Origin of the sequence: Aneurinibacillus terranovensis DSM 18919, assembly GCF_000430625.1 — a bacterium.
GTDB classification, from domain to species: domain Bacteria; phylum Bacillota; class Bacilli; order Aneurinibacillales; family Aneurinibacillaceae; genus Aneurinibacillus_B; species Aneurinibacillus_B terranovensis.
Window position 1 is genome coordinate 22,609 of record NZ_AUMJ01000024.1, and the last position, 19,372, is coordinate 41,980.

20 protein-coding genes, 1 pseudogene and 1 riboswitch are annotated in these 19,372 nt (G+C 45.1%); of the genes and pseudogenes, 2 read left to right on the forward strand and 19 right to left on the reverse strand.

Annotation, left to right across the window (positions count from 1 at the left end; all coding sequences use genetic code 11):
• Positions 1-64: 64 nt before the first annotated feature.
• From H525_RS22900 to H525_RS0105370, 11 genes are all read right to left on the reverse strand, one after another.
• Positions 65-562, reverse strand: a complete 498-nt coding sequence (locus H525_RS22900; protein WP_245590406.1) for an ABC transporter ATP-binding protein — start codon at positions 560-562, stop codon at positions 65-67.
• Entirely contained in the window at positions 555-2,009 is a 1,455-nt protein-coding gene (locus H525_RS28425; RefSeq protein ID WP_081413244.1) for an ABC transporter permease subunit, read from the reverse strand. Before H525_RS28425 ends, H525_RS22900 begins: the two co-directional genes overlap by 8 nt.
• Positions 2,010-2,159: 150 nt before the next feature.
• Positions 2,160-2,384 (reverse strand): hypothetical protein, encoded by a 225-nt coding sequence (locus tag H525_RS29335; RefSeq protein WP_155837152.1) that lies wholly within the window; start codon positions 2,382-2,384, stop codon positions 2,160-2,162.
• Positions 2,385-2,442: 58 nt separating this feature from the next.
• Positions 2,443-3,126: a 3-oxoacid CoA-transferase subunit B gene (locus H525_RS0105335; RefSeq protein WP_027415351.1), complete on the reverse strand. Its 684-nt coding sequence runs from the start codon at positions 3,124-3,126 to the stop codon at positions 2,443-2,445.
• On the reverse strand, positions 3,123-3,785 hold the full coding sequence (locus tag H525_RS0105340; protein WP_027415352.1) for a CoA transferase subunit A: 663 nt from the start codon (positions 3,783-3,785) through the stop codon (positions 3,123-3,125). Before H525_RS0105340 ends, H525_RS0105335 begins: the two co-directional genes overlap by 4 nt.
• Positions 3,786-4,068: 283 nt before the next feature.
• On the reverse strand, positions 4,069-5,250 hold the full coding sequence (locus H525_RS0105345; protein ID WP_027415353.1) for a thiolase family protein: 1,182 nt from the start codon (positions 5,248-5,250) through the stop codon (positions 4,069-4,071).
• 4 nt (positions 5,251-5,254) lie between these two features.
• Complete coding sequence (locus tag H525_RS0105350; protein WP_027415354.1) at positions 5,255-6,868, reverse strand: long-chain-fatty-acid--CoA ligase; 1,614 nt, start codon at positions 6,866-6,868, stop codon at positions 5,255-5,257.
• 27 nt (positions 6,869-6,895) lie between these two features.
• Positions 6,896-7,612 carry an ABC transporter ATP-binding protein gene (locus H525_RS0105355; RefSeq protein WP_027415355.1) on the reverse strand — a complete coding sequence of 239 codons (717 nt, stop codon included), beginning with the start codon at positions 7,610-7,612 and terminating at the stop codon, positions 6,896-6,898.
• Between the two features lie 276 nt (positions 7,613-7,888).
• On the reverse strand, positions 7,889-9,568 hold the full coding sequence (locus H525_RS0105360; protein WP_027415356.1) for a sigma-54 interaction domain-containing protein: 1,680 nt from the start codon (positions 9,566-9,568) through the stop codon (positions 7,889-7,891).
• Entirely contained in the window at positions 9,565-10,440 is an 876-nt protein-coding gene (locus H525_RS0105365; protein WP_425387655.1) for a ketopantoate reductase family protein, read from the reverse strand. Before H525_RS0105365 ends, H525_RS0105360 begins: the two co-directional genes overlap by 4 nt.
• A gap of 98 nt (positions 10,441-10,538) precedes the next feature.
• A complete protein-coding gene (locus H525_RS0105370) occupies positions 10,539-11,318 on the reverse strand; it encodes an enoyl-CoA hydratase/isomerase family protein (RefSeq protein ID WP_027415358.1) in 780 nt (259 codons plus the stop codon).
• Between the two features lie 78 nt (positions 11,319-11,396).
• On the opposite strand from H525_RS0105370, the gene H525_RS29340 reads away from it, so the two are divergent.
• On the forward strand, positions 11,397-11,612 hold the full coding sequence (locus tag H525_RS29340) for an STAS domain-containing protein (RefSeq protein WP_155837153.1): 216 nt from the start codon (positions 11,397-11,399) through the stop codon (positions 11,610-11,612).
• 11 nt (positions 11,613-11,623) lie between these two features.
• Positions 11,624-11,815, forward strand: coding sequence for an STAS domain-containing protein (locus H525_RS29345; protein ID WP_425387656.1), 192 nt, complete (start codon positions 11,624-11,626; stop codon positions 11,813-11,815).
• Between the two features lie 30 nt (positions 11,816-11,845).
• On the opposite strand, the pseudogene infC reads toward H525_RS29345, so the two are convergent.
• From infC to H525_RS0105410, 8 genes and pseudogenes are all read right to left on the reverse strand, one after another.
• Positions 11,846-12,269: pseudogene (infC, locus tag H525_RS22910) on the reverse strand (translation initiation factor IF-3).
• A 482-nt stretch (positions 12,270-12,751) separates the two neighbouring features.
• Positions 12,752-13,774: an ABC transporter substrate-binding protein gene (locus tag H525_RS0105380; protein WP_027415359.1), complete on the reverse strand. Its 1,023-nt coding sequence runs from the start codon at positions 13,772-13,774 to the stop codon at positions 12,752-12,754.
• A 54-nt stretch (positions 13,775-13,828) separates the two neighbouring features.
• Positions 13,829-14,596: an ABC transporter permease gene (locus H525_RS0105385; protein WP_027415360.1), complete on the reverse strand. Its 768-nt coding sequence runs from the start codon at positions 14,594-14,596 to the stop codon at positions 13,829-13,831.
• On the reverse strand, positions 14,586-15,338 hold the full coding sequence (locus H525_RS0105390; protein WP_027415361.1) for an ABC transporter ATP-binding protein: 753 nt from the start codon (positions 15,336-15,338) through the stop codon (positions 14,586-14,588). Before H525_RS0105390 ends, H525_RS0105385 begins: the two co-directional genes overlap by 11 nt.
• A gap of 7 nt (positions 15,339-15,345) precedes the next feature.
• The gene (tenA, locus tag H525_RS0105395; RefSeq protein WP_027415362.1) at positions 15,346-16,017 is read right to left on the reverse strand and encodes a thiaminase II; all 672 of its coding nucleotides are present in this window, start codon (positions 16,015-16,017) and stop codon (positions 15,346-15,348) included.
• Positions 16,014-17,312 (reverse strand): acetylornithine deacetylase, encoded by a 1,299-nt coding sequence (locus H525_RS0105400; RefSeq protein ID WP_027415363.1) that lies wholly within the window; start codon positions 17,310-17,312, stop codon positions 16,014-16,016. Before H525_RS0105400 ends, tenA begins: the two co-directional genes overlap by 4 nt.
• 135 nt (positions 17,313-17,447) lie before the next feature.
• Positions 17,448-17,552: riboswitch (TPP riboswitch) on the reverse strand.
• A 94-nt stretch (positions 17,553-17,646) separates the two neighbouring features.
• Positions 17,647-18,582: a sugar-binding transcriptional regulator gene (locus H525_RS0105405; RefSeq protein WP_027415364.1), complete on the reverse strand. Its 936-nt coding sequence runs from the start codon at positions 18,580-18,582 to the stop codon at positions 17,647-17,649.
• 232 nt (positions 18,583-18,814) lie between these two features.
• Positions 18,815-19,162 carry a hypothetical protein gene (locus H525_RS0105410; protein WP_027415365.1) on the reverse strand — a complete coding sequence of 116 codons (348 nt, stop codon included), beginning with the start codon at positions 19,160-19,162 and terminating at the stop codon, positions 18,815-18,817.
• Positions 19,163-19,372: the final 210 nt, after the last annotated feature.

Below are 19,372 nucleotides of genomic sequence, written 5' to 3' on the forward strand. Positions count from 1 at the left end.
AATAGTAACTCCGCTAATCACGAATTTGCTTCACAAAGTGGAACACCCACTCGACCAATTTTGGCTATAAGCCAAGCGTCGGCTCATCGAGCATCAGCAAATCCGGACAGGCCATCAGCCCGCGTCCAATCGCACACATCTGTTGCTCACCACCGCTCATGCTTCCCGCCATTTGTTTGTGTCTTTCTTTCATTCTGGGCAGCATATCATATACATGCAGAAGGTTCTCCCTCCGTTTTTGACGTGCCCGTTTTGTATAGGCCCCCATTTCCAAGTTTTCCTTGACTGACATTTGCGGAAATAACCGTCTTCCTTCAGGGACATGGATCAACCCCATTTCTACCCGGACATGCGGCGGCACCCTGGACAAATCCTTTCCTTGAAAAAACAGGCTTCCCGTTTTGTGAGCCACAGCGCCGGAAATTGTTTTCAAAATCGTAGACTTCCCAGCAGCATTCTCTCCGACAATCGTGATGATTTCTCCTTTGTTTACGTTTAGCGATATATCACGGAGCACCTGAACATCTCCGTAGAATGTATTGATTCCTCGCAGCTCAAGCATGGGCAAACTCTCCTCCCAAATAGGCTTCAATTACGGCTTCGTTGCTTGTCACTTCGGCCGGTGTTCCTTCCATCAGTTTACGGCCCTGCTGCAATACAACGATCCGTTCACATAGCGCGACAACGGCAGCCATTACGTGCTCGATCATGCAGACAGTAATCCCATGCTCACGATTTAAAACGGTGATAAGCTCCATCATATCATTCACTTCTTTTGGATTGAGACCGCCCATTACTTCATCCAGGAAGAGAAGGGAGGGCCTGGTAGCAAAGGCTCTGGCCAATTCCAGTTTCTTTTTTAAGCCGATCGGCAGTGCATGTGCACCCGGAAGACTTCCCAGGCCACCAAGTACAACGACAACGAAGGCAATAAGAACAAATTGCTGTCCCACCATCGGATAGACGGAATAAACCGGAATAAGCAGCGAACCGGCGACTCCCAGCAGGCCAAGGCCGATACCGAATGACAGCATATTGATTTTATGATTGGAAACTCCCATCAAAGCAGCCGCAAATGGGTCTTGAGACGCGCTGCGAATGGATTTTCCTGTATACGTATAATGCAAAAACAAAAACATCAACACCGTCATGACGGCCGCACATAAAACCGCAATGAGCAGCGGCACGCTAATATGAAGCGAATCTATCTTGAAGACGGCAGAAGCCACCGGTGTATTGATCGCCCAAAAATCCGCCGAAAAACCTACCAGTGCAGCATTCTGCAAAGCAACGGACAGGCCGATAAAAGCAAAAATCTGCACGACATGAGGACGGTTCATCGTTCGCTGGACGATGAATTTATACGTAATAAGCCCGATGACAAACATGAGCGGTGTCATGATAAATAAAGAAAGATACGGGTCCATGTTAAAGTGCTCAAAGAGGAAGAACGATCCAAACATCCCAAGCATGAGAAAATCCCCGTGTGCAAAATTCGCGACTTTCATAACGCCAAAAACAAGTGTCAGTCCTAGGCTGATAAGGACATAAATGTCCGGCTTTTTACCAAACTTTTGTTCATAGCGCGCAAAAAATTCTTCCTCCAATTTTTGTGCCTCCGGCGTAAGCGCTTTCTTATTGATGAGCATAGCGCTGGATGTATCGAAAATTCCATCCGCATTTTTTCCAAATGTTTTCCCAAAGTTATCCGAGCTCTGGCCCGCCCCATTCCCGATGAGAGCTTTTACATTCAAATCTAACTGCTTGGCCTGCTTCCAGAACAGTTGAGCATCTGTATCATACTGGACAACATTAATGACATCCGGCTGCAGGTTTTTAAGTTGGAGAATAACGGAAGTCAAGTCGTTCGTTCCCTTTGCGTTGTAGGAAATATCCGCGACAACGTTCATGCCTGCTTTCTCGGCGGCCGCTTTTGCTCCCTTCGTGACTCCCTGTCCAAAATCCCCGTCTTCATGGACCATCGCTATTTTCAACTCTTCTGGTTTCATGCCAAGTTTAGGTGCGATAACGTCGGAAATAAATGTAATGGACGTCGGACCGTATGAGGTTGCATCAGGATTGGGACGGAAAATATGCTTATAGCCGCGGTTGGTTAAGCGCGGATCTGTGGCAGCGACTTCCCACAGAATGACTTTATTTCACGGTAGCCGTTGCCGTGGGAACGTCCGCTTTAACCAGCTCGATTTTATTCGGTTGATCATGACAATGTCCTTAGCGATTTCCGTACCGTTCGTGCACGATTGCCCTATTTTAGCCAGGTTCCCCGAGACAGGAAACGCAACGCCGACCCGGAGTCCTTTTTTCTGTGCCTTCCGTTTTGCTTGAACAGCCGGTGACTCAGCTAAGCCCCATCGTACACACAAACAGGAGTGCCCACGCTTTTTTTCTCGTTCGCAACATTACCCCTCTTTTCCTTGTAGTTTATATTCGCACCGGCGCAAAGCTAGCCGGCCGCTGAACAATCTGAAGCGTATCAGAAATATCAAAATGTGCCGGTGTCATACTTTTTACCTGTTCAAGCGTAACATCCTCCACCAGCTCCTCCAGCACCATCTGTTTTTCTACAAAACGAAAGACACAAAACTCAGTAATAAGCATATCGACTTCTTCCTTAGCGGTTAAAGGGTACGTGCAGAACGGCAGAATTTTCGGTTCCCCCTGTAACGTAAGATGTGTCGCTACGGCAATTACTGTTTTTGCCCCTACCGTTAAATCCATTGCGCCTCCCACCCCCAGCACGTCTTTGCCTGGAACCGCCCAGTTGGCAATATCCCCTCTTTCGCTTACCTGCAGAGCGCCAATAATCGTCTTATCAATATACCCGCCGCGCATCATCGAAAAGGACAGGGCTGAATCAAAGTACGAGGCGCCAGGCGCTTCCGATATCGGCAGCTTGCTTGCGTTAATCAAATCCGGATCCTGTTTGTCCGGCGGCGGCGTAGGCCCGACGCCAAGAATTCCATTTTCCGATTGGAGAAAGATTTGTCCTTCTTCCGGAAGATAGTCAGCCACAAGGACAGGAATGCCAATACCAAGGTTCACGATCTCCCCGTCTTTTAGTTCCCGGGCAGCGCGCCAGGCAATGTAATGTTTCGCATTTTTCATAGAGGGGTCTCCTTTTTTACAACAATATTGACAAAAATATGCGGGGTAACAATGGCTTCCGGATCAAGCTCTCCCACTTCGACAACATCGTCTACCTCAACAATCGTCAAGTCAGCCGCCATCGCCATCACCGTATTGAAGTTCCTGGCTGTCTTGTAATACACCAGGTTGCCATAACGATCGGCTTTATGCGCCTTAATAAGTGCCACGTCGGCCCGTATACTTTCTTCCAGAACGTATTCTTTTCCGTCAAAAACCCTGGTTTCTTTTTTCTCCGCCAGCAGCGTTCCAGCAGCTATCGGTGTATAAAAAGCGCGGATCCCGCTTCCCCCCAGTCGGATCGCCTCGCTAAACGTCCCCTGCGGAAGCAGCTCAACTTCCAGCTTCCCTTCCCGTTTATAGCGTGAAACATCCGGATTGCTCGTAAAATACGTTCCGATTGCCTTTTTAACCCGGTTTTCCAGCAACATCTTGCCGATCCCCTGTCCTTGCTGGCCTACATTATTGCTGATCACCGTAATGTTACGCGTATTTGTTTCCAGCAGCGCCTCTACCAAATGAATCGGCTGCCCCGATAATCCAAATCCTCCGACCATCATCGTACATCCATCCGGGATGAAAGAGACCGCTTCTTTGGCGGTCATAAACTTTGCCGGCATGCATATCGCTCCCCTTTCCCTGTCTTTGGGTGTAAGAAAACAGCCTCTCCCTTTTTTGTGAAAATCACGAAAATGAACACGCGAAGAAAGAAGAAGTGAGATCTGCGGAAGAAAAAGGCATTCGCCTTTTTCCACATTGAAATCCTGGTCTCTTTCTCTCCTCTCTTTTCCTCGTACCACCATCATTTGTGTCTCGGCAAAACGGTACCTTTTCATGTCGGGGTTGCGGCTAAAAGCCATGGTTGTTTTGTGAGGAGAGAGGCGGCACGTCGTACATGTAAAATTAAAGCTGTTCGATAACAATAGCCATACCCTGTCCACCGCCTACACAAAGGGTTGCCATTCCGAACTGCTCATTGCGGCGCTGCATTTCATGCAGCAGGGATACCATAATTTTTGCTCCGGTAGCCCCGAGCGGATGCCCTAAAGCGATTGCGCCGCCATTTACATTGACCCGTTCCATGTCCAAGCCCACCTCTCTAATAACAGCAAGGGATTGCGCGGCAAACGCTTCGTTTAATTCAATCAGCGGAAAATCAGACACATTCATCTTCGTTCTTTCCATAAGCTTCTGAATTGCCGGGATGGGACCGACACCCATAATCTCAGGAGAAATACCGGAAACCGTCCAGTCAACAATGCGTGCGAGCGGTACCAAACCAAGGCTTTCCGCTTTTTCACGGGACATCAGCACCATCGCGGCGGATCCGTCATTTCTTCCGCATGCATTTCCAGCCGTGACTGTTCCCCCCTGCTTAAAAGCAGGCCGTAATGCTGCCAGCTGCTCTATTGATGTTTCGCGCGGAAACTCATCCGTATCAAATATAACGGTTCTCTTCTTTTGCTTCACTTCGATTGGAACAATCTCATCTTTAAATTTCCCGGCACGAATGGCGGATGCGGCCCTTTGCTGGCTTTGCAAAGCAAAATCATCCTGGTCTTCCCTTGTTATTCCATACTTTTCCGCTACATTTTCCGCTGTCATTCCCATGCCAAGCTGGCTTCCATATTTCTCAATCGGCTGCTGTCCGTTCTCAAGATTAGAATCCACGATCACCGGGTTTCCATCACCAAAACGGGCATTGCGCAGATACATTGGGGAACGGCTTAGGCTTTCTGCCCCTCCAGCTACTACAATATCTGCCTGGCCAAATGCAATTTGCTGGGTGGCTGAAGCAACGGCCTGCATTCCGGATGCGCACAGCCGGTTGACCGTGTATGCGGTTGCAGTTTCAGGTATACCGGCGCGCAACGCGGCAACACGGGCCATATTGGAAGATTCCGTCGACTGCCGCACTTCTCCCATAATGACTTCATCTACCATTTCTGGTTCAATCCCGGCACGCTGTACCGCTTCTTTGATTGCAATCGCTCCTAACTGTCCCGAGTTCATATCCTTTAGCGTCCCACCAAATTTGCCAACGGCTGTGCGAACAGCCGATACAATAACGATCTCGTTTCTCATTTTATCACCCTACCCCATTCATTTTCTTTTTTTCTGCTTCTATCAATTCCCGTCTTAAAAGCTTACCGACCACTGTCTTTGGCAGCTTCTCTAAAAATTCAACAAACCTAGGCACCTTATATTTTGTCATCATCCCGGCACACCACCCGATAAGTTCTTCCTCAGTTATAGAGGTGCCCTCACGCAAAACGATGGCCGCCTTGACAACCTCGCCGCGGTAAATATCCGGTACGCCAAAGACGCATACTTCTTTTACCGCGGGATGCTGGTACAACATTTCCTCAATTTCATTCGGATAAATATTATACCCGCCGGAGATAATCATTTCCTTTTTTCTCCCGACAATGGTAAAGTAACCATCTTCATCCATCGTGGCAATGTCCCCTGTGTAAAGCCATCCATCACGCAGGGCGATAGCGGTCTCCTCCGGCCTATCCCAGTAGCCTTTCATGACTTGTGGCCCTCGAACGATCAACTCGCCCGCTTCGCCCGGCGCAAGTTCATACATGCCGGTTTCCAGATCGACAATCTTACTGTCCGTGCCGGGAACGGGAATGCCGATTGTCCCTGGCTTTCTCTGTCCGCGGATGGGATTGCGATGGGTAACAGGCGAAGCTTCCGACAGACCGTATCCTTCCATAATGGTCGCCCCTGTCTTCTCTTCGAACTCTCTCATCAACTCTACCGGCATCGGGGCCGAGCCGCTGTTGCATACTTTAATAGATTCAAGTCCGGCTTCCGGCGCTTTTGGATGATGAAGCAGCGCCATATACATCGTAGGCACACCCGGGAAGAAAGTAGGCCGATGTTTTTGAATGAGTTCAATCGCCTGATTGACTTCAAACCTGCGCATACAAATAATGGTGGCCGCTCCGAAAACGGATGTATTCATGCAGTTGTTCATCCCATATACATGAAAGAAAGGCGAGATGCTCAGCATACGTTCTCCTGGCCGTTTGAATGTAGAGCCAAAGGTTGTATAAATTTGATAGATATTGGCTACGAGATTGTAGTGCGTTAACATCGCTCCTTTTGAGCGCCCGGTGGTGCCGCCGGTATACTGCAGAACAGCCACATCTTCTTTCGGATCAATGGAAATAGCAGGGAGATCTGTTCCAGTCGGAACAAGAAGCTCGGAAAAATCCCACGCATCCTTTTCCTCTTCCGGTTTTCCTGTATAAATTTTGATCAGCGCCTGCGAATAAGCAATCTGGTTGATTTTCTCCCGCACTTCATATTGACCGATAAGCCAGCGGGCCTGAGAGTCTTGCAGAATAAAGGCCAGTTCGCTTTTCTGGTACATGGGATTTATCTGCACTACGACCCCGCCCAAGCGCTGGACGGCATAGTAGGCAATAACATATTCTACGGAGTTGGGCAAAATGAGAGCGGTACGATCCCCTTTGTGAAATCCAAGCTCGTAAAGATGCGCGGCCGCGTATTCCGTACATTCTTTCAGCTGGCGATACGTCATTGTACGTTCCCCGTCAATTACGGCGATCCTGTTCGGATAATCTTTTGCCGAGCGTTCAAGAAAGCTATACAATGAAACGGTAGGAACTTCAATATCTTTCGGAACACCTTCTGGATAAAAGGCATGCCATGGCCGTTGTGTCATGTTTCTCCTCCTGTGTTGTCTGCTTTCCTAGCTAACCTGTCCTAAGTACACTTCTTTTACATAGCTGTCCCCGAGAAGGTCGGCTGATTTCCCCTCGACTACGACTTTGCCGGTTTCGATCGCATACGTACGATGGCTCACTTCGAGCGCCCGGTATGCCTTCTGCTCCACAAGCAGCACGGTGAGCCCCTTCTGGTTTAAATCAGCGATAATAGTAAACAAATTGTCGACGATATTCGGCGCAAGACCAAGCGTAGGCTCATCCAGCATTAACAGCTTGGGGCGGCTCATCAACGCTCTTCCCACGGCCGCCATTTGCTGCTCTCCCCCGCTCACGGTCCCAGCCTTTACCTTTAAACGCTCTTTGAGACGCGGGAACAGATCAAGCATTTCTTCCGCACGTTCAATCACTTCTTTCCGGTTTCGGAAATAGTTCATATATCCGCCCATAAGCAGGTTTTCCCAAACCGTGAGATGAGGGAAAATCTGCCTCCCTTCCGGAACGATGGCGATTCCTTTCTTAATAACACCGGAGACAGCGCACCCGGTAATGGCATCGCCTAAAAATTCCACGGCTCCTGCAGTAGGCTTTAGTTCACCGAGAATGGATTTAAGTGTCGTTGATTTCCCCGCTCCATTGCTGCCAATGATGGCTACAATTTCTCCTTCTTGTACCTGCAAATCAATTCCATGAAGCACTTGAATTTTTCCGTAGGCTGCTGCAAGCTGTTTGACTGCTAGCATATAACCCCCCCTTATTTACCTTTCCGATACCTTATACATTGCAAGCATTATGCCAGCTTTTTTCGCGGATTTTACCCGCTTTCTTGCAGAGAAAGAAAAAATTAATTCAAAAATGTATCTATATTTAGAAAATAGAAAAAAGTTGGTATCATCTTTGCTCCACGCGTAACTCATTTTTGTATCACAAAATACAAAAATGTATCGGGCGGGACATTTACGCGAAACGTCTTAACGCCCCCACGACTGCCTAACAAAGAAGCACTGAATGCAGTGCTTTCATAAATTGTATTTTTTCAATTTCCGGACGATGGTTGGCTGGCTCGTCCCCAGCACTTCTGCCATGCTGTACGTGCTGGGGAATTTTTTAACCGCAAGCGCCAGCAGCTCTCGCTCTGCCGTCTCTACCGCCTCTTTTAATGTTATTACTTTTGTATAACGAACCAGCTTTTCCTCGCCTTCCTGATATTCTACGGGAAGGTCATCTGGCGTGATTGTTTTTGATGTCACAGTCAAAATCAACCGCTCAATCAGATTGGCAAGTTCGCGAACATTTCCCGGCCATGAGTAATGATAAAAAAATTCGCGCAGCCCTCTATCAAACTCCTTTGTCAATCCGTATTTTCCATTAAGCTTTTCAAGATAATACTGGACAAGCGGAAGAATATCATCCCTTCTGTTCCGTAGAGAAGGAAGAGAGAGGGGAAGGACATTCAAACGATAAAACAAGTCTTCCCTAAACGTTCCCTGGCTGACCATTTCTTTCAGGTTTCGGTTGGTAGCCGCAATCACCCGCACATCGACATCCTTCGGCTTCGTACCGCCAATACGCTGAATTTGTTTTTCCTGTAATGCCCGCAGAAGCTTTACCTGCAGGGCAAGGGGAAGTTCTCCTACCTCATCAAGGAAAAGAACCCCTTTATGCGCCAATTCGAACATTCCCGCTTTACCTGTCCGGTTCGCACCGGTAAAAGCACCCGCTTCATACCCGAATAGTTCGGACTCCAAAAGTTCATGCGGAATCGCTCCGCAGTTAATTTTGACAAATTCGCCCTTTCCGTATCGATTCCCTGAACGATAAATATGTCTGGCTAATACGTCTTTTCCGACACCGGTTTCGCCAAGAATGAGAACGGTTGCATCTACATCGGCAATCCGTTCTCCCATTTCGTATATCTCTTTCATCTCCTGGCTTTCGATAATCACTTCCGGGATTGTTATTTTTTTGGCTTTTAGCTTGTCCAGTTCCTTTTTATACTGATTGTTTAACTCTTTTACTTTGTCCAGTTCATTTCGCAATTCATTTAACTCTGATAAATCACGAATGTTGGTTACTACTTTTTCAACTTCGCCCGCTTCATTGAAGATGGGACTTCCTGTCATTAACGTTTCTTTTCCGGCGAAGTTTCTTTGGATAATACTCACAGGCTTTTTCTTTTCAATCACTTTAAAAGTAACTGACTCTTGCAATACCCCTCTTGTGACAAGTTGAGAAACATTTCTGCCAATATAATATTGCTTTGGGATGCCCGTAATGCGTTCGATGGCCGAATTCGTTTTAAGCGTTTTACCGTCCCGATCGGTAATATAAATAACATCATATGAGTTTTCGATAATTGTATCCAGTTCGCTATTCGTTTTATCGAGGCTCTTAATTTGCTGTTTCAGCAGTTGAATATGAGTTCCATCCACAACAACATAAAGAAGCAGCGACTCTTGGTTCCAGATGAAAGGTTTATACAGCAGCATGTGATAAGAATCTAACAATCTTACCAGCACCGCTTCAGGAGACTGAACCTCCCATTGCGTAAAAAGTTTTTTTATATCCTCCCATCTTTCACATATCCTGTCGGTGAATAGTCCTGCAAACAACGGATTGCGATATTGAATGATTCCTTTCTCATCGGCAGCGGCAGCAGGAAACGGCATATCATCCATCCACTTTATTTGCACCTTCATTGCGTTGCAAACCCCTTTTTCTCAATGGAAGATAAAATAGAATACAGCGTATGTAACACAGGAGTATGAGCATGTAAGGCAGAACCTTTGTGAACAAAGTAGCCGCATAGAGACTCTATCTCCATTTGTTTTCCTCTCTCCCGATCCTGAAGCATAGACGTTTTATGCTGCCCGGCTTTTTCTGCCGAAGTGAAAATCCTCTCAATCACTTTAGGGCTGCTCATTATGCCCAGCTTTTTTCCAACGGCCACAGCTTCATCCAGCACGCATTCAGCCGTATATCGAAGCTTTTTCCATAAGAGCTTGTCCCATTTTTTCTGCTTGATATTGTCGGACGTTTTACAGTAAATTCCGGCCTGCTCAAACAACCGGGCAATCGTTTCAGCCCGTGCCTGCGTTTCTTCCTGCATCCCCCCGATAACAAGCGATGCTTTTCCCGCCTGTTTAATCACACCCGGACGTTCAAGTGCTGTCGTGATGTACGCGGCACCACTTATTATGCGGGAGTCTCCCACAATATCACCAAGCACTTCTTCGTTATCAATCCCGTTCTGCAGTGTCAGCAACATTGTATCCGTTTTCAAATAAGGACGTAATTGAAGCGCCGCTTCTTTTGTCTGCGCAGACTTCACTGTGAAAAGCACAAGATCAACGTTTTCCATTTCTTTATAGCTATCTGTAAACGTTTCGCAAATAAAAAAGGATTCATCAGAATCATTGTACAGGCCATTTTTTTGCATCGCTTTCAGGTGCTCCCTACGCGCTAAAAAAATGACATCATGGCCGGCCCGCTTAAGAAGCGCGCCAAAAAAAACACCAACCGCTCCCGCTCCTACAATTCCGATGTTCATCTCTCTCGCCTCTTTTCCCATGATTCCTTTTCTGCTCTTCCCTCTATTTCTATTGTAGTAATGTTTATGTAATATTGTCAATTTTTCTACTATATTTACATAAAACTTCTCAGTAACCGTTACTTCCCTTGAAAGGCAGGGACGCGCTTTTCAAAAAAGGCCTGCACCCCTTCTTGGAAGTCCCCCGTTTGTAAACATACTTCCTGTGCGATCGCTTCTGCCGCCAAAAAAGAACGCAATGTTTGATGTACCTGCTGATTTAGCAGTTTTTTGGTCAATCCTACCGCTACCGGTGCCTTTGCAGCTATCTTTTCTGCTAGTTTAATTGCAGACGAAAGCGCTTGTCCTGAAGATACGAGCTGATTTACTATGCCAAATTGATAGGCTTCCTTTGCATCTACTTTTTCTCCGAGAAACATCCATTCCTTCGCTTTTTTATCCCCTGCAAGAGAAGGTAAGAAATGGATTCCTCCGAAATCAGGAACTAGCCCTACATTTACAAAGCTTTGAACAAAAAAGCTATCCTCTTCCGCTACAATCAAATCGCAGGCTAATGCCAAATTAAATCCGGCACCGGCGGCTGCTCCATGGACAGCAGCAATGACCGGCTTCTCCATCTCCAACAGCGTAAACAAAAGCTGATATCCCCGCTCCAGTCTTTTTTTCCCTTCCAGAGGCTGCAGTTTACGCAGAGCATGCAAATCCCCTCCAGCAGAGAAAGCTTTTCCTTTACCGGCTAAAACGACAGCCCGTATCTCCATATCCTGCTCTGCGCCTTGCAAAGCGGTAATTAATTCCTCCCTCATTTCCGCTGCCAGAACGTTACGCATCTCCGGCTTGTTTAATTGAATAATAGAGACACTGTTATGTTTTTCAATCGAAATATACGCATATGACACCGTTTCATCCTCCTTTTTGTTACAAATTTCATTTGCAATTTTAATACCAAGTATCCAATTTGCTATCTTCTTGACCTTGTGCTTCATGAAATCATTAAAGCATTCGATGACATTGATGACATTAAGGATAAAATTCTTAAATTAACACAGGAAGAGGTTAGTGAATTAACAGCCCCTATTGTGCCCATCCATGAAGGAATCGCCGTGATGCCACTTATTGGAGCTATCGATTCTTCTCGGGCCAGACATATCTTAGAGAAGGTTATTCTCCTAAAGTCTCACAACTACACGTAGAGCACCTCATCATTGATTTCTCTGGTATACAGGCACTTGATACGATGGTTACAGATCACATCTTCAAAATTAATAAGGTACTGGTGTTATTGGGAATTCGCGTATCGCTAACCGGAATAAGACCGGCGCTGGCGCAAACGGTCGTTAAAGTCGGAATCGATCTATCATCTATAAAATCATCGCAACGGTACGTCAGGCATTAAAAGAAAGCGGAATAACAGAAGCAGAAGATACTACTCCGTGACTCGCAAAGGTTTTAAAACAACACTAACCTGCTTACCGCTTACCTGGATACCCTTATCTTTTTCCGCACAATCAGATAAATCCCGAACCAATTCCTGTACAAGCTGTTTAGCCGCTTCACTTTCTTTTCGTTGCAAGCGTACAGTAAGCTGCGCTCAGGCGAATTTCCTTGATTTTCGGTCCTTTTTCCTGCTTGTTTAGCACCTGTTTTCCTTTCGCTTTTTTCTTCTGGGCTGCTTGTCTTGCCATCAACTGGCATGGCGGTGGACTGGAAGCAAGTGACGTACATACAAGATCTACCTCCAGTTTTTTTGCCATCTCCAGCGCCTCTTTTGTGGAAACGATGCCTAGTTCTTCCCCATATACTCCCGTTAGCTCTACTTCTGATGCTTTGATTTTTTCATTAATAATCATGATAAAAAGGCGTTTCCTCCACCCCCCTCTAAAGAAGGGGGGAGGAAACGCCTTCTCTCCTTTCAATGAGCAATGATGTGGCTCGGGTAAGCAAAGTGAGTTTTTTGACGCTGGCGCTGGCATGAACCTTGGTTCCATCCAACAGCCGAAGATCAAAGTACCCGCTACTCCTGCGGCCAAAGATGAAGCTTTCTTTCCCTTCAAATCGCACATGATCAAATAACTGGAACCCATGTACGTATTTCGGTGCAATGTTATTCTGCCGCTTTCCACCTTTACGTATCGTTGCTTTGTGAAGCTGGCGGTTGTTCCGACGAAAATCCCAACATATTGCCCTGCTGATACTCGATTCCCTGAATATCCGGGTTCTTGAGCTTCTCCTATTTCTACTTCAGAACAAAATATTCAGTGAATATAAATAAAGAGGAAGCTGCTTGGCTCCTCTTTAACTTATTATTCAATGGGGTATAAGATATGCCTCCTTAGAAATTTACGAATGCATCCTGTGCTTTGACCGGGGTTTTTAACACTTTGTTGTTATACAGCCACTTCGCAACATTCTCCCAGGAAGCTGCATCCTGATAACCGAATGGTTTATCTTTTGCGTCCATGAGCGGCAAAAGGATTTGTAAACTCTTTGTTTCGACACCTTTATCCAGCGGGGACGATTTATCTTCATGCTGAAGTAAAATAGATAAACCTTTATCCGGATGATCCTGAACATATTTTTGCCCCTTGGCAATCGCAGTCATAAACTTCTTAAATACTTCCGGTTTTTCTTTGATCCCTTTTTCGCCGGCCACCAGTACTAATTCATAATAATCAGGAACACCATATTTTGTTGGATTAAATGTCCGCATCGGGTGACCCTCTTTATCAAGCAATAACGTCTCATGGTTGATGTATCCGCCGATGAGGGCATCGGTTTTTTTAGTTGCCATCGCCGGAATCAAATCAAATCCCACATCCACCATTTTTACCTGCTGCGGGTTTCCGCCGGCAGACGTCACCATCGTATGTACGATCGCTTCATCTAATGGAATCGAAGGGTACCCAACCGTTTTTCCAACCAGGTCTTTTGGTGATTGAATCGGCCCGTCGGCAGGAACCATTAAACAGTTCAGCGGATGGCGAACGAGAGCTCCGAATGATTGAACGGGAATATTTTCCCCGCGTGCGACTAATACCTCCGGTTCATAACTAATCGCCATGTCTATCTGACCGGCCGCAACCAGTTTTAAAGGATCGTTTGTATCTGCGGGCATTTTAATATCCACATCCAGACCCTGTTCTTTAAAATACCCGTTAGCCTGTGCCGCATAAAGAAAGGAATGCACAGCATTTGGATACCAATCCAACATTAAACTAATCTTCTGCAGCTTCTGGTTCGATGGAGAACCTGCGGAGTTGTTACCGGAAGTGCCCGGGTTGTTCGCATTCCCTGCACCGCAACCGCTCAATAAGAGCAATGACAGACATAACATGATATAAAACCATTTTTTCATCGAATTTTTTCGTCCTTTCTGCATCGTAATCGTTCGTTCGATGCGGTTCCTATTTTATTGAAATTTATTTTTCAGCACCCGCTTTTCGAAAAAGGCAATCAATAAAAATAATACGATGCCCAGTAAAGAAAGCAGAAATACTGCGGCAAACACTGCATCTGCCTGCATATTGCCCGACATTCGCCGGCTAAAGTAACCCAACCCTTCACTTGCGCCCAACCATTCTCCAATCGTAGCTCCCACAACGCAGTAAACGACAGACATCTTCAACCCTGACAAAAAAGTAGGCAAAGCGAGCGGGATTTGGATTTTCTTAAAAATATCCCAGCGATTAGCACCCATGGTCAGGAGTAACTCACGGTATTCCATTCCCCCTAATTTGAGTCCGTCATACGTACTCACAACAATCGGAAAAAAAGCCGTTAAAATAGTCACTGCGACTTTACTCCAAATAGAATAGCCGAACCACATGATAAAGATAGGGGAAATCGCAATGAGCGGAACCGTTTGTGAAATAAGAATAAAGGGATAAAGTACCTTTTCCAACGCCCGAAAAAAATGCATGCCCACACCCAGTAGAATTCCACCTATCACTGAGAGGACAAAACCAATTAGAACCTCCTCAAGCGTGGCGGGTAAATGCTCTTGCAACAAAAGTTGTTGGTTATCAACCAAAGATTCCCAGATGGCGGATGGAGCAGGCAAAATAAAGGATGGTATCCACCCTTTGCGAACGACCCATTCCCATATGCTCACAAGAAAAACTACAACCAGCAAAAACAGGCCATAGTCTTCCGTCCATTTTTTCCATCTACCTTTCATCGCGTATCAGCCGCTCCAATTCTTTTCTCATCTCAATAAATTCGGGTTCATAAATAAGTTCCGGACTTCTCGGTCTAGGCAGATTGACCTTCACTTCCTGAATTACCTGCGTGCCAGAACCTGACAGCAGATAAATCCGGTCACTTAACAAAATTGCTTCCTCCAGGTCGTGGGTGATGAACAACACCGTCTTTTGTAAATCTCCCCACAGTTCCAATAACCAGCCGTGCATTTTACGTTTAGTCAGTGAATCAAGAGCGCCAAACGGCTCATCTAATAATAAAAGGTCTCTTCCGGTCATAATCGTTCGTAAAAAAGCAACGCGTTGCCTCATTCCTCCCGATAGTTCATGAGGATAGGCTCTCTCATAAGCGGCCAAACCAAAACGACCCAACCAATCCTTTATTTCCGCAATTTTCCGCTGCTTATTTTCTTTAGTAAGCTCAAGAGGAAGCAAAACGTTGTCCATTACCGTTCTCCAGGGCAAAAGCAGATCCTTTTGCGGCATATAGCCCACTTTCCCCAATCTCTTCCCCGATTGTTTTCCGTCTATCCATATCTGTCCCTGGTCAGGTTCAAGTAAACCTGCGATCAGCTTAAAAAGCGTACTTTTTCCCGAACCGCTCGCTCCTATAACGGAAACAAACTCTCCTGCCTGAACATCCATCGATATCTTTGAAAAAATCGAAGCTGCGACTCCCGCATTTGGAAAAGCATACGATAGATCTTGTAGCGATAACACCGGCGAATTATACAGGCCAATCGCCTCCCTGATAAACCATATCCCAAAACATATATTCAAAGCGGGATGTCGTAAGGAAATGTTCTTCTAAGATTTGCAGCTCACGCTCCGGTTTCCCGTCAGCCAATCGGTCTAACAAATCAATTAACCATTTGGCAAGAGAACCAAATTCACTCGAAGAGTACATTTTAATCCAGTCGCCATATAAAGGATGTTCAACTGATTCTGGATAGTTCCCGGCCAGCATTTGGCCAATCTCCCAATAGCTCCACATACAGGGCAATAAGGCAGAGACCAATTCTTCCATCGACCCATTTTGCGCAACAGACAGCATATAACGCGTGTAGGCCAAATTGACAGGCATTGGCTTCGTTTCTTCTAATTGTTGATGGGTAATGCCAAATCTTTCGGCGTATTGGCGATGCAGATCCATTTCCCCGTGCAGCGTTTCATGCAATAGTTTCGCAAAAGCGGCCATCGTCTCAATGTCTCTTGCTTTCATCGAACCTAAAGCAAAAAGCTTAGCGTAGTCGATTAAAAACACGTAATCCTGTTTCATATAACGGATAAACGACTCGACAGGCAAATCGCCCCTCCCCATCCCTGTGACAAAAGGATGCTGATGGGTTTGTTTCCAAACTTCATTAACTTTTTCATAAAGGATTTGCGTAAACGTCACCTCTGCTCCTCCTTCCTGGTATTGCACCACTGAGCGATAAATGTCGCTAATACTTTCGTGAAATCTAACAATTGGCGAATTTTAACTTTCTCATTCACGGCGTGGGCATCTTCTAATTTTCCCGGTCCAAAAATGACCGTCGGAATACCGGCATGTCCCAGCCACCCGGCATCGGTAACGGTTGGTGACATTCCAACGGTTGGTTTTTCCATTAACAGTTTTTCATACGAGCGGGCTAGACAACGAGTTCCCGGATGCTCGGGATCAATCTCTAACGAAGGGAAAATTTCTCCCCGATCCACTATCATGGATTTTCCTCCCCAAATAAATTGCGGCGGATTATCCCTCAACCACGGATCGGCAGATGCCACAAAACCAATATGCTGTTCAATCTCTTTTATAACCTCTTCGTAGTCTTCATTTGGATAAAAATGAACCGTGACCCACAGAGCACAGCGATCTGCGATAAAAGCGGCATGCCTGCCGCCTTCAATGACGGCCGGATTAATGGTGTTGGTGCCCGGGGCAAATCCTTCATAGCTTTTTGTAACCGCCCAGTGGTGCTCCAACTCCTGAAGACCAGCGATGATTTTCATCATTTTCTCAATGGCGCTTGCCCCTTTGATTCCACCGCCAGCATGAATCATCTTCCCTCGAATTCCATCGTGATAGGTCTCTTTGCTTTGAATCGTAATCCAACCTGTAATGACTCCGCCCTGTCCTTGAATATGCAGATTGCTTGTATCGACAACTACAGCAAAGTCAGCTGTATACCCTCTCTCCGTGCAAGCCAGTGTTCCGGCTTCCCCTGCTTCCTCCCCGATAACGGACTGAAACTGCAGATCACCTTGAAGGGTAATTCCAAGTTCTTTTAAAATTTTAATAGCAATAAGCGATGCGGCGATGCCGCCTTTCATATCCGCCACTCCACGTCCATAAATATAGGAATCCTTCACAAGTGCAGTAAAAGGTGGCGAGTTCCACTCTTTATCATCCCCGACTTCCGCTACATCAACATGACCGTTTACAATTAAACTATTATAATGTCCGGGAGATTTCCCGGGTAAAATGCCTACAACGTTAGGATCACCGGCATAAACATCCCACATATCCGTTTCAAATCCCAAGTCATCCAAATAGCGTCTGATAACATTCTGAACATCATTTGTATTGCGAGCAGGAGGACTTACCGTTGGAAACGAGATGAGGGCAGTCAATAGCTCAATGATTTCATCTTGCCTCGCTTCCACTTCGTGTGAAATCCGTTCGACTAACTCCTCAGATTCAGTTGTCATACGCTCACTCCTTTAGATAATCAGGCTTACGCCAAGTCATAGAAAACGGCGACCATAGCAGCAAATATAAAACCCACTCACTTCCGGAGAAATGGGTGGGTTGAAGACTCCTGTCATTAAAACCAAAGATGGCATGAATGGTTCTTTCCACTTTCCTCCGCTGGTATGATCCAGTTCAGGTTCAAAGGGTTCGGAACACAACAAGTTCCATCTCAGCCGTTGGCCCCCCTAGTGAAATTCAATAAGTTATATTCAATTTAAAATCTATTTTAAACTATAGCACAGAATGAAAATATGTAAAAGAAGACGATTACACCTCACCATGTTTTCTAATTCAGTCTTCTAATAATTTTTCTGCAGTAAGGTTATCAGTAACTAAAACGTTAATCAACCGTCCAACAAGCGCTGCATGAATCGCTTTTAACTTTTCCTCCCCGTAAGCAACGCCTATGACAATCGGAATTTCCTTTAAAGCATTTAGAGACAATGAAATCACTCTGGAGTTCCATGAATTGTTACATGCTTCTCCCTTTTCATTTATAAAATTATAGCAAATATCCCCTATAACTCCTGATCCAATCAATTCATCTAAATGATCTTCTCCAATGTAGTTTTTTACCATAGTCGAGTACTCAGGTGTTCCCCCTATACCTACTATAGCAATATCGCAACGACTAGATAGACTAAAAATATCTTTAATAGAGGATTGCCTTAAAAAAAATTCTTTCGCTTCAGCCGAATCAACAACTAAAGGAGCATGTAAAAGTTTATATTCCGCACCAAGCTTATCAGCAATTTGAGCTGCAATTTGATTCGTGTGCGTCTCTATTCGTTCACTACCAGTTCCACCAACAAGAGGTATAACGGTTACCGACACACTTCCACTCGGCATCGCCTGCGCTACCTCGTACATAGTAGTTCCCGAGGACACACCAATAATTTGATTTTTTTTAGCTACCCTTAGAACATAATTCCCTGCCGCAAAACCAAGATTACGTTTAACTCCGTTTGTACCAGCTTCAGGAACAACAATCACTTCTCGAAGTTTATATTTCTGTTCTAACTTTGTTTCTAAAGTGGTATATGGATGGGCAAGTTCATCATGAATGATAATTTCAACTATTCCCAATTCCCTGGCCTTTGCCAGATACTTGGAAATGAGTGGACGAGATACACCTAAGATTTCAGCGATTTCCTGCTGGGTCGCTCCCTCGTCGTAATACATATGAGCGATTTTAAGAAGAATTCGTGAATCATCTGAGTATGCCACAAGAGTACACCCGCTTTTTGTTGGTTATTGGTTTACATCTTTTAATATTTTATCATTTGATAATTATTTCTACAATTGTATTGGCCATTCTGTAATATGCGGGCAAAAACGGGAACCATACGTTTATTTTCAATAGCCACATTACCTTAAGAAAATCTAATGTAATAAAGGCAACATAACAGTTACTAGATTGTTATGTTGCCTTTATCGTGTAAGTTTATTTATGCTAAGGTTACTTGACATCCTTTTCATCTGTTTTCTTTTTTTTATAAACATAACTCCGCAAGCCTTCCAATTCCTTATAAAAACGAAATGGTTTACTTATTATTCTTGACGGTAAAGACGATATTGTTTTACTTGGATGTTTTTCAATTTCATCCTTTAACCTGTGAGGTTTAGATAAAATTCGCTCTAAGTATTCACCATATATATCTTTAACAACGTCGGGCTTTGTTATGGTATGGCCGCATTCCTCACAAGTTAATTTATATATATTACCGTTTAAATAGACAATGGTGTGTAATGAATCCTTCAGGCATGCGCCACAAAACAGTTCCGTTTGAATTTCTTTTTTGTTCATTTTTTCAACGCCTTCTTTAAAGTTTTTTACTAATAAATATTAGAACTTTTAAAAGGGCCACAAATATATTAGCTGTAGTAACGTTATTGTCATTGAACGTTTAGTATTACTATTATATAATCCACTATCTATATTAGCTACATTTTCTTCAAATTATTCATACAGTTAGTGATGAATAAACAATGTTAGAAACGATAAAAAGTGTCGAAT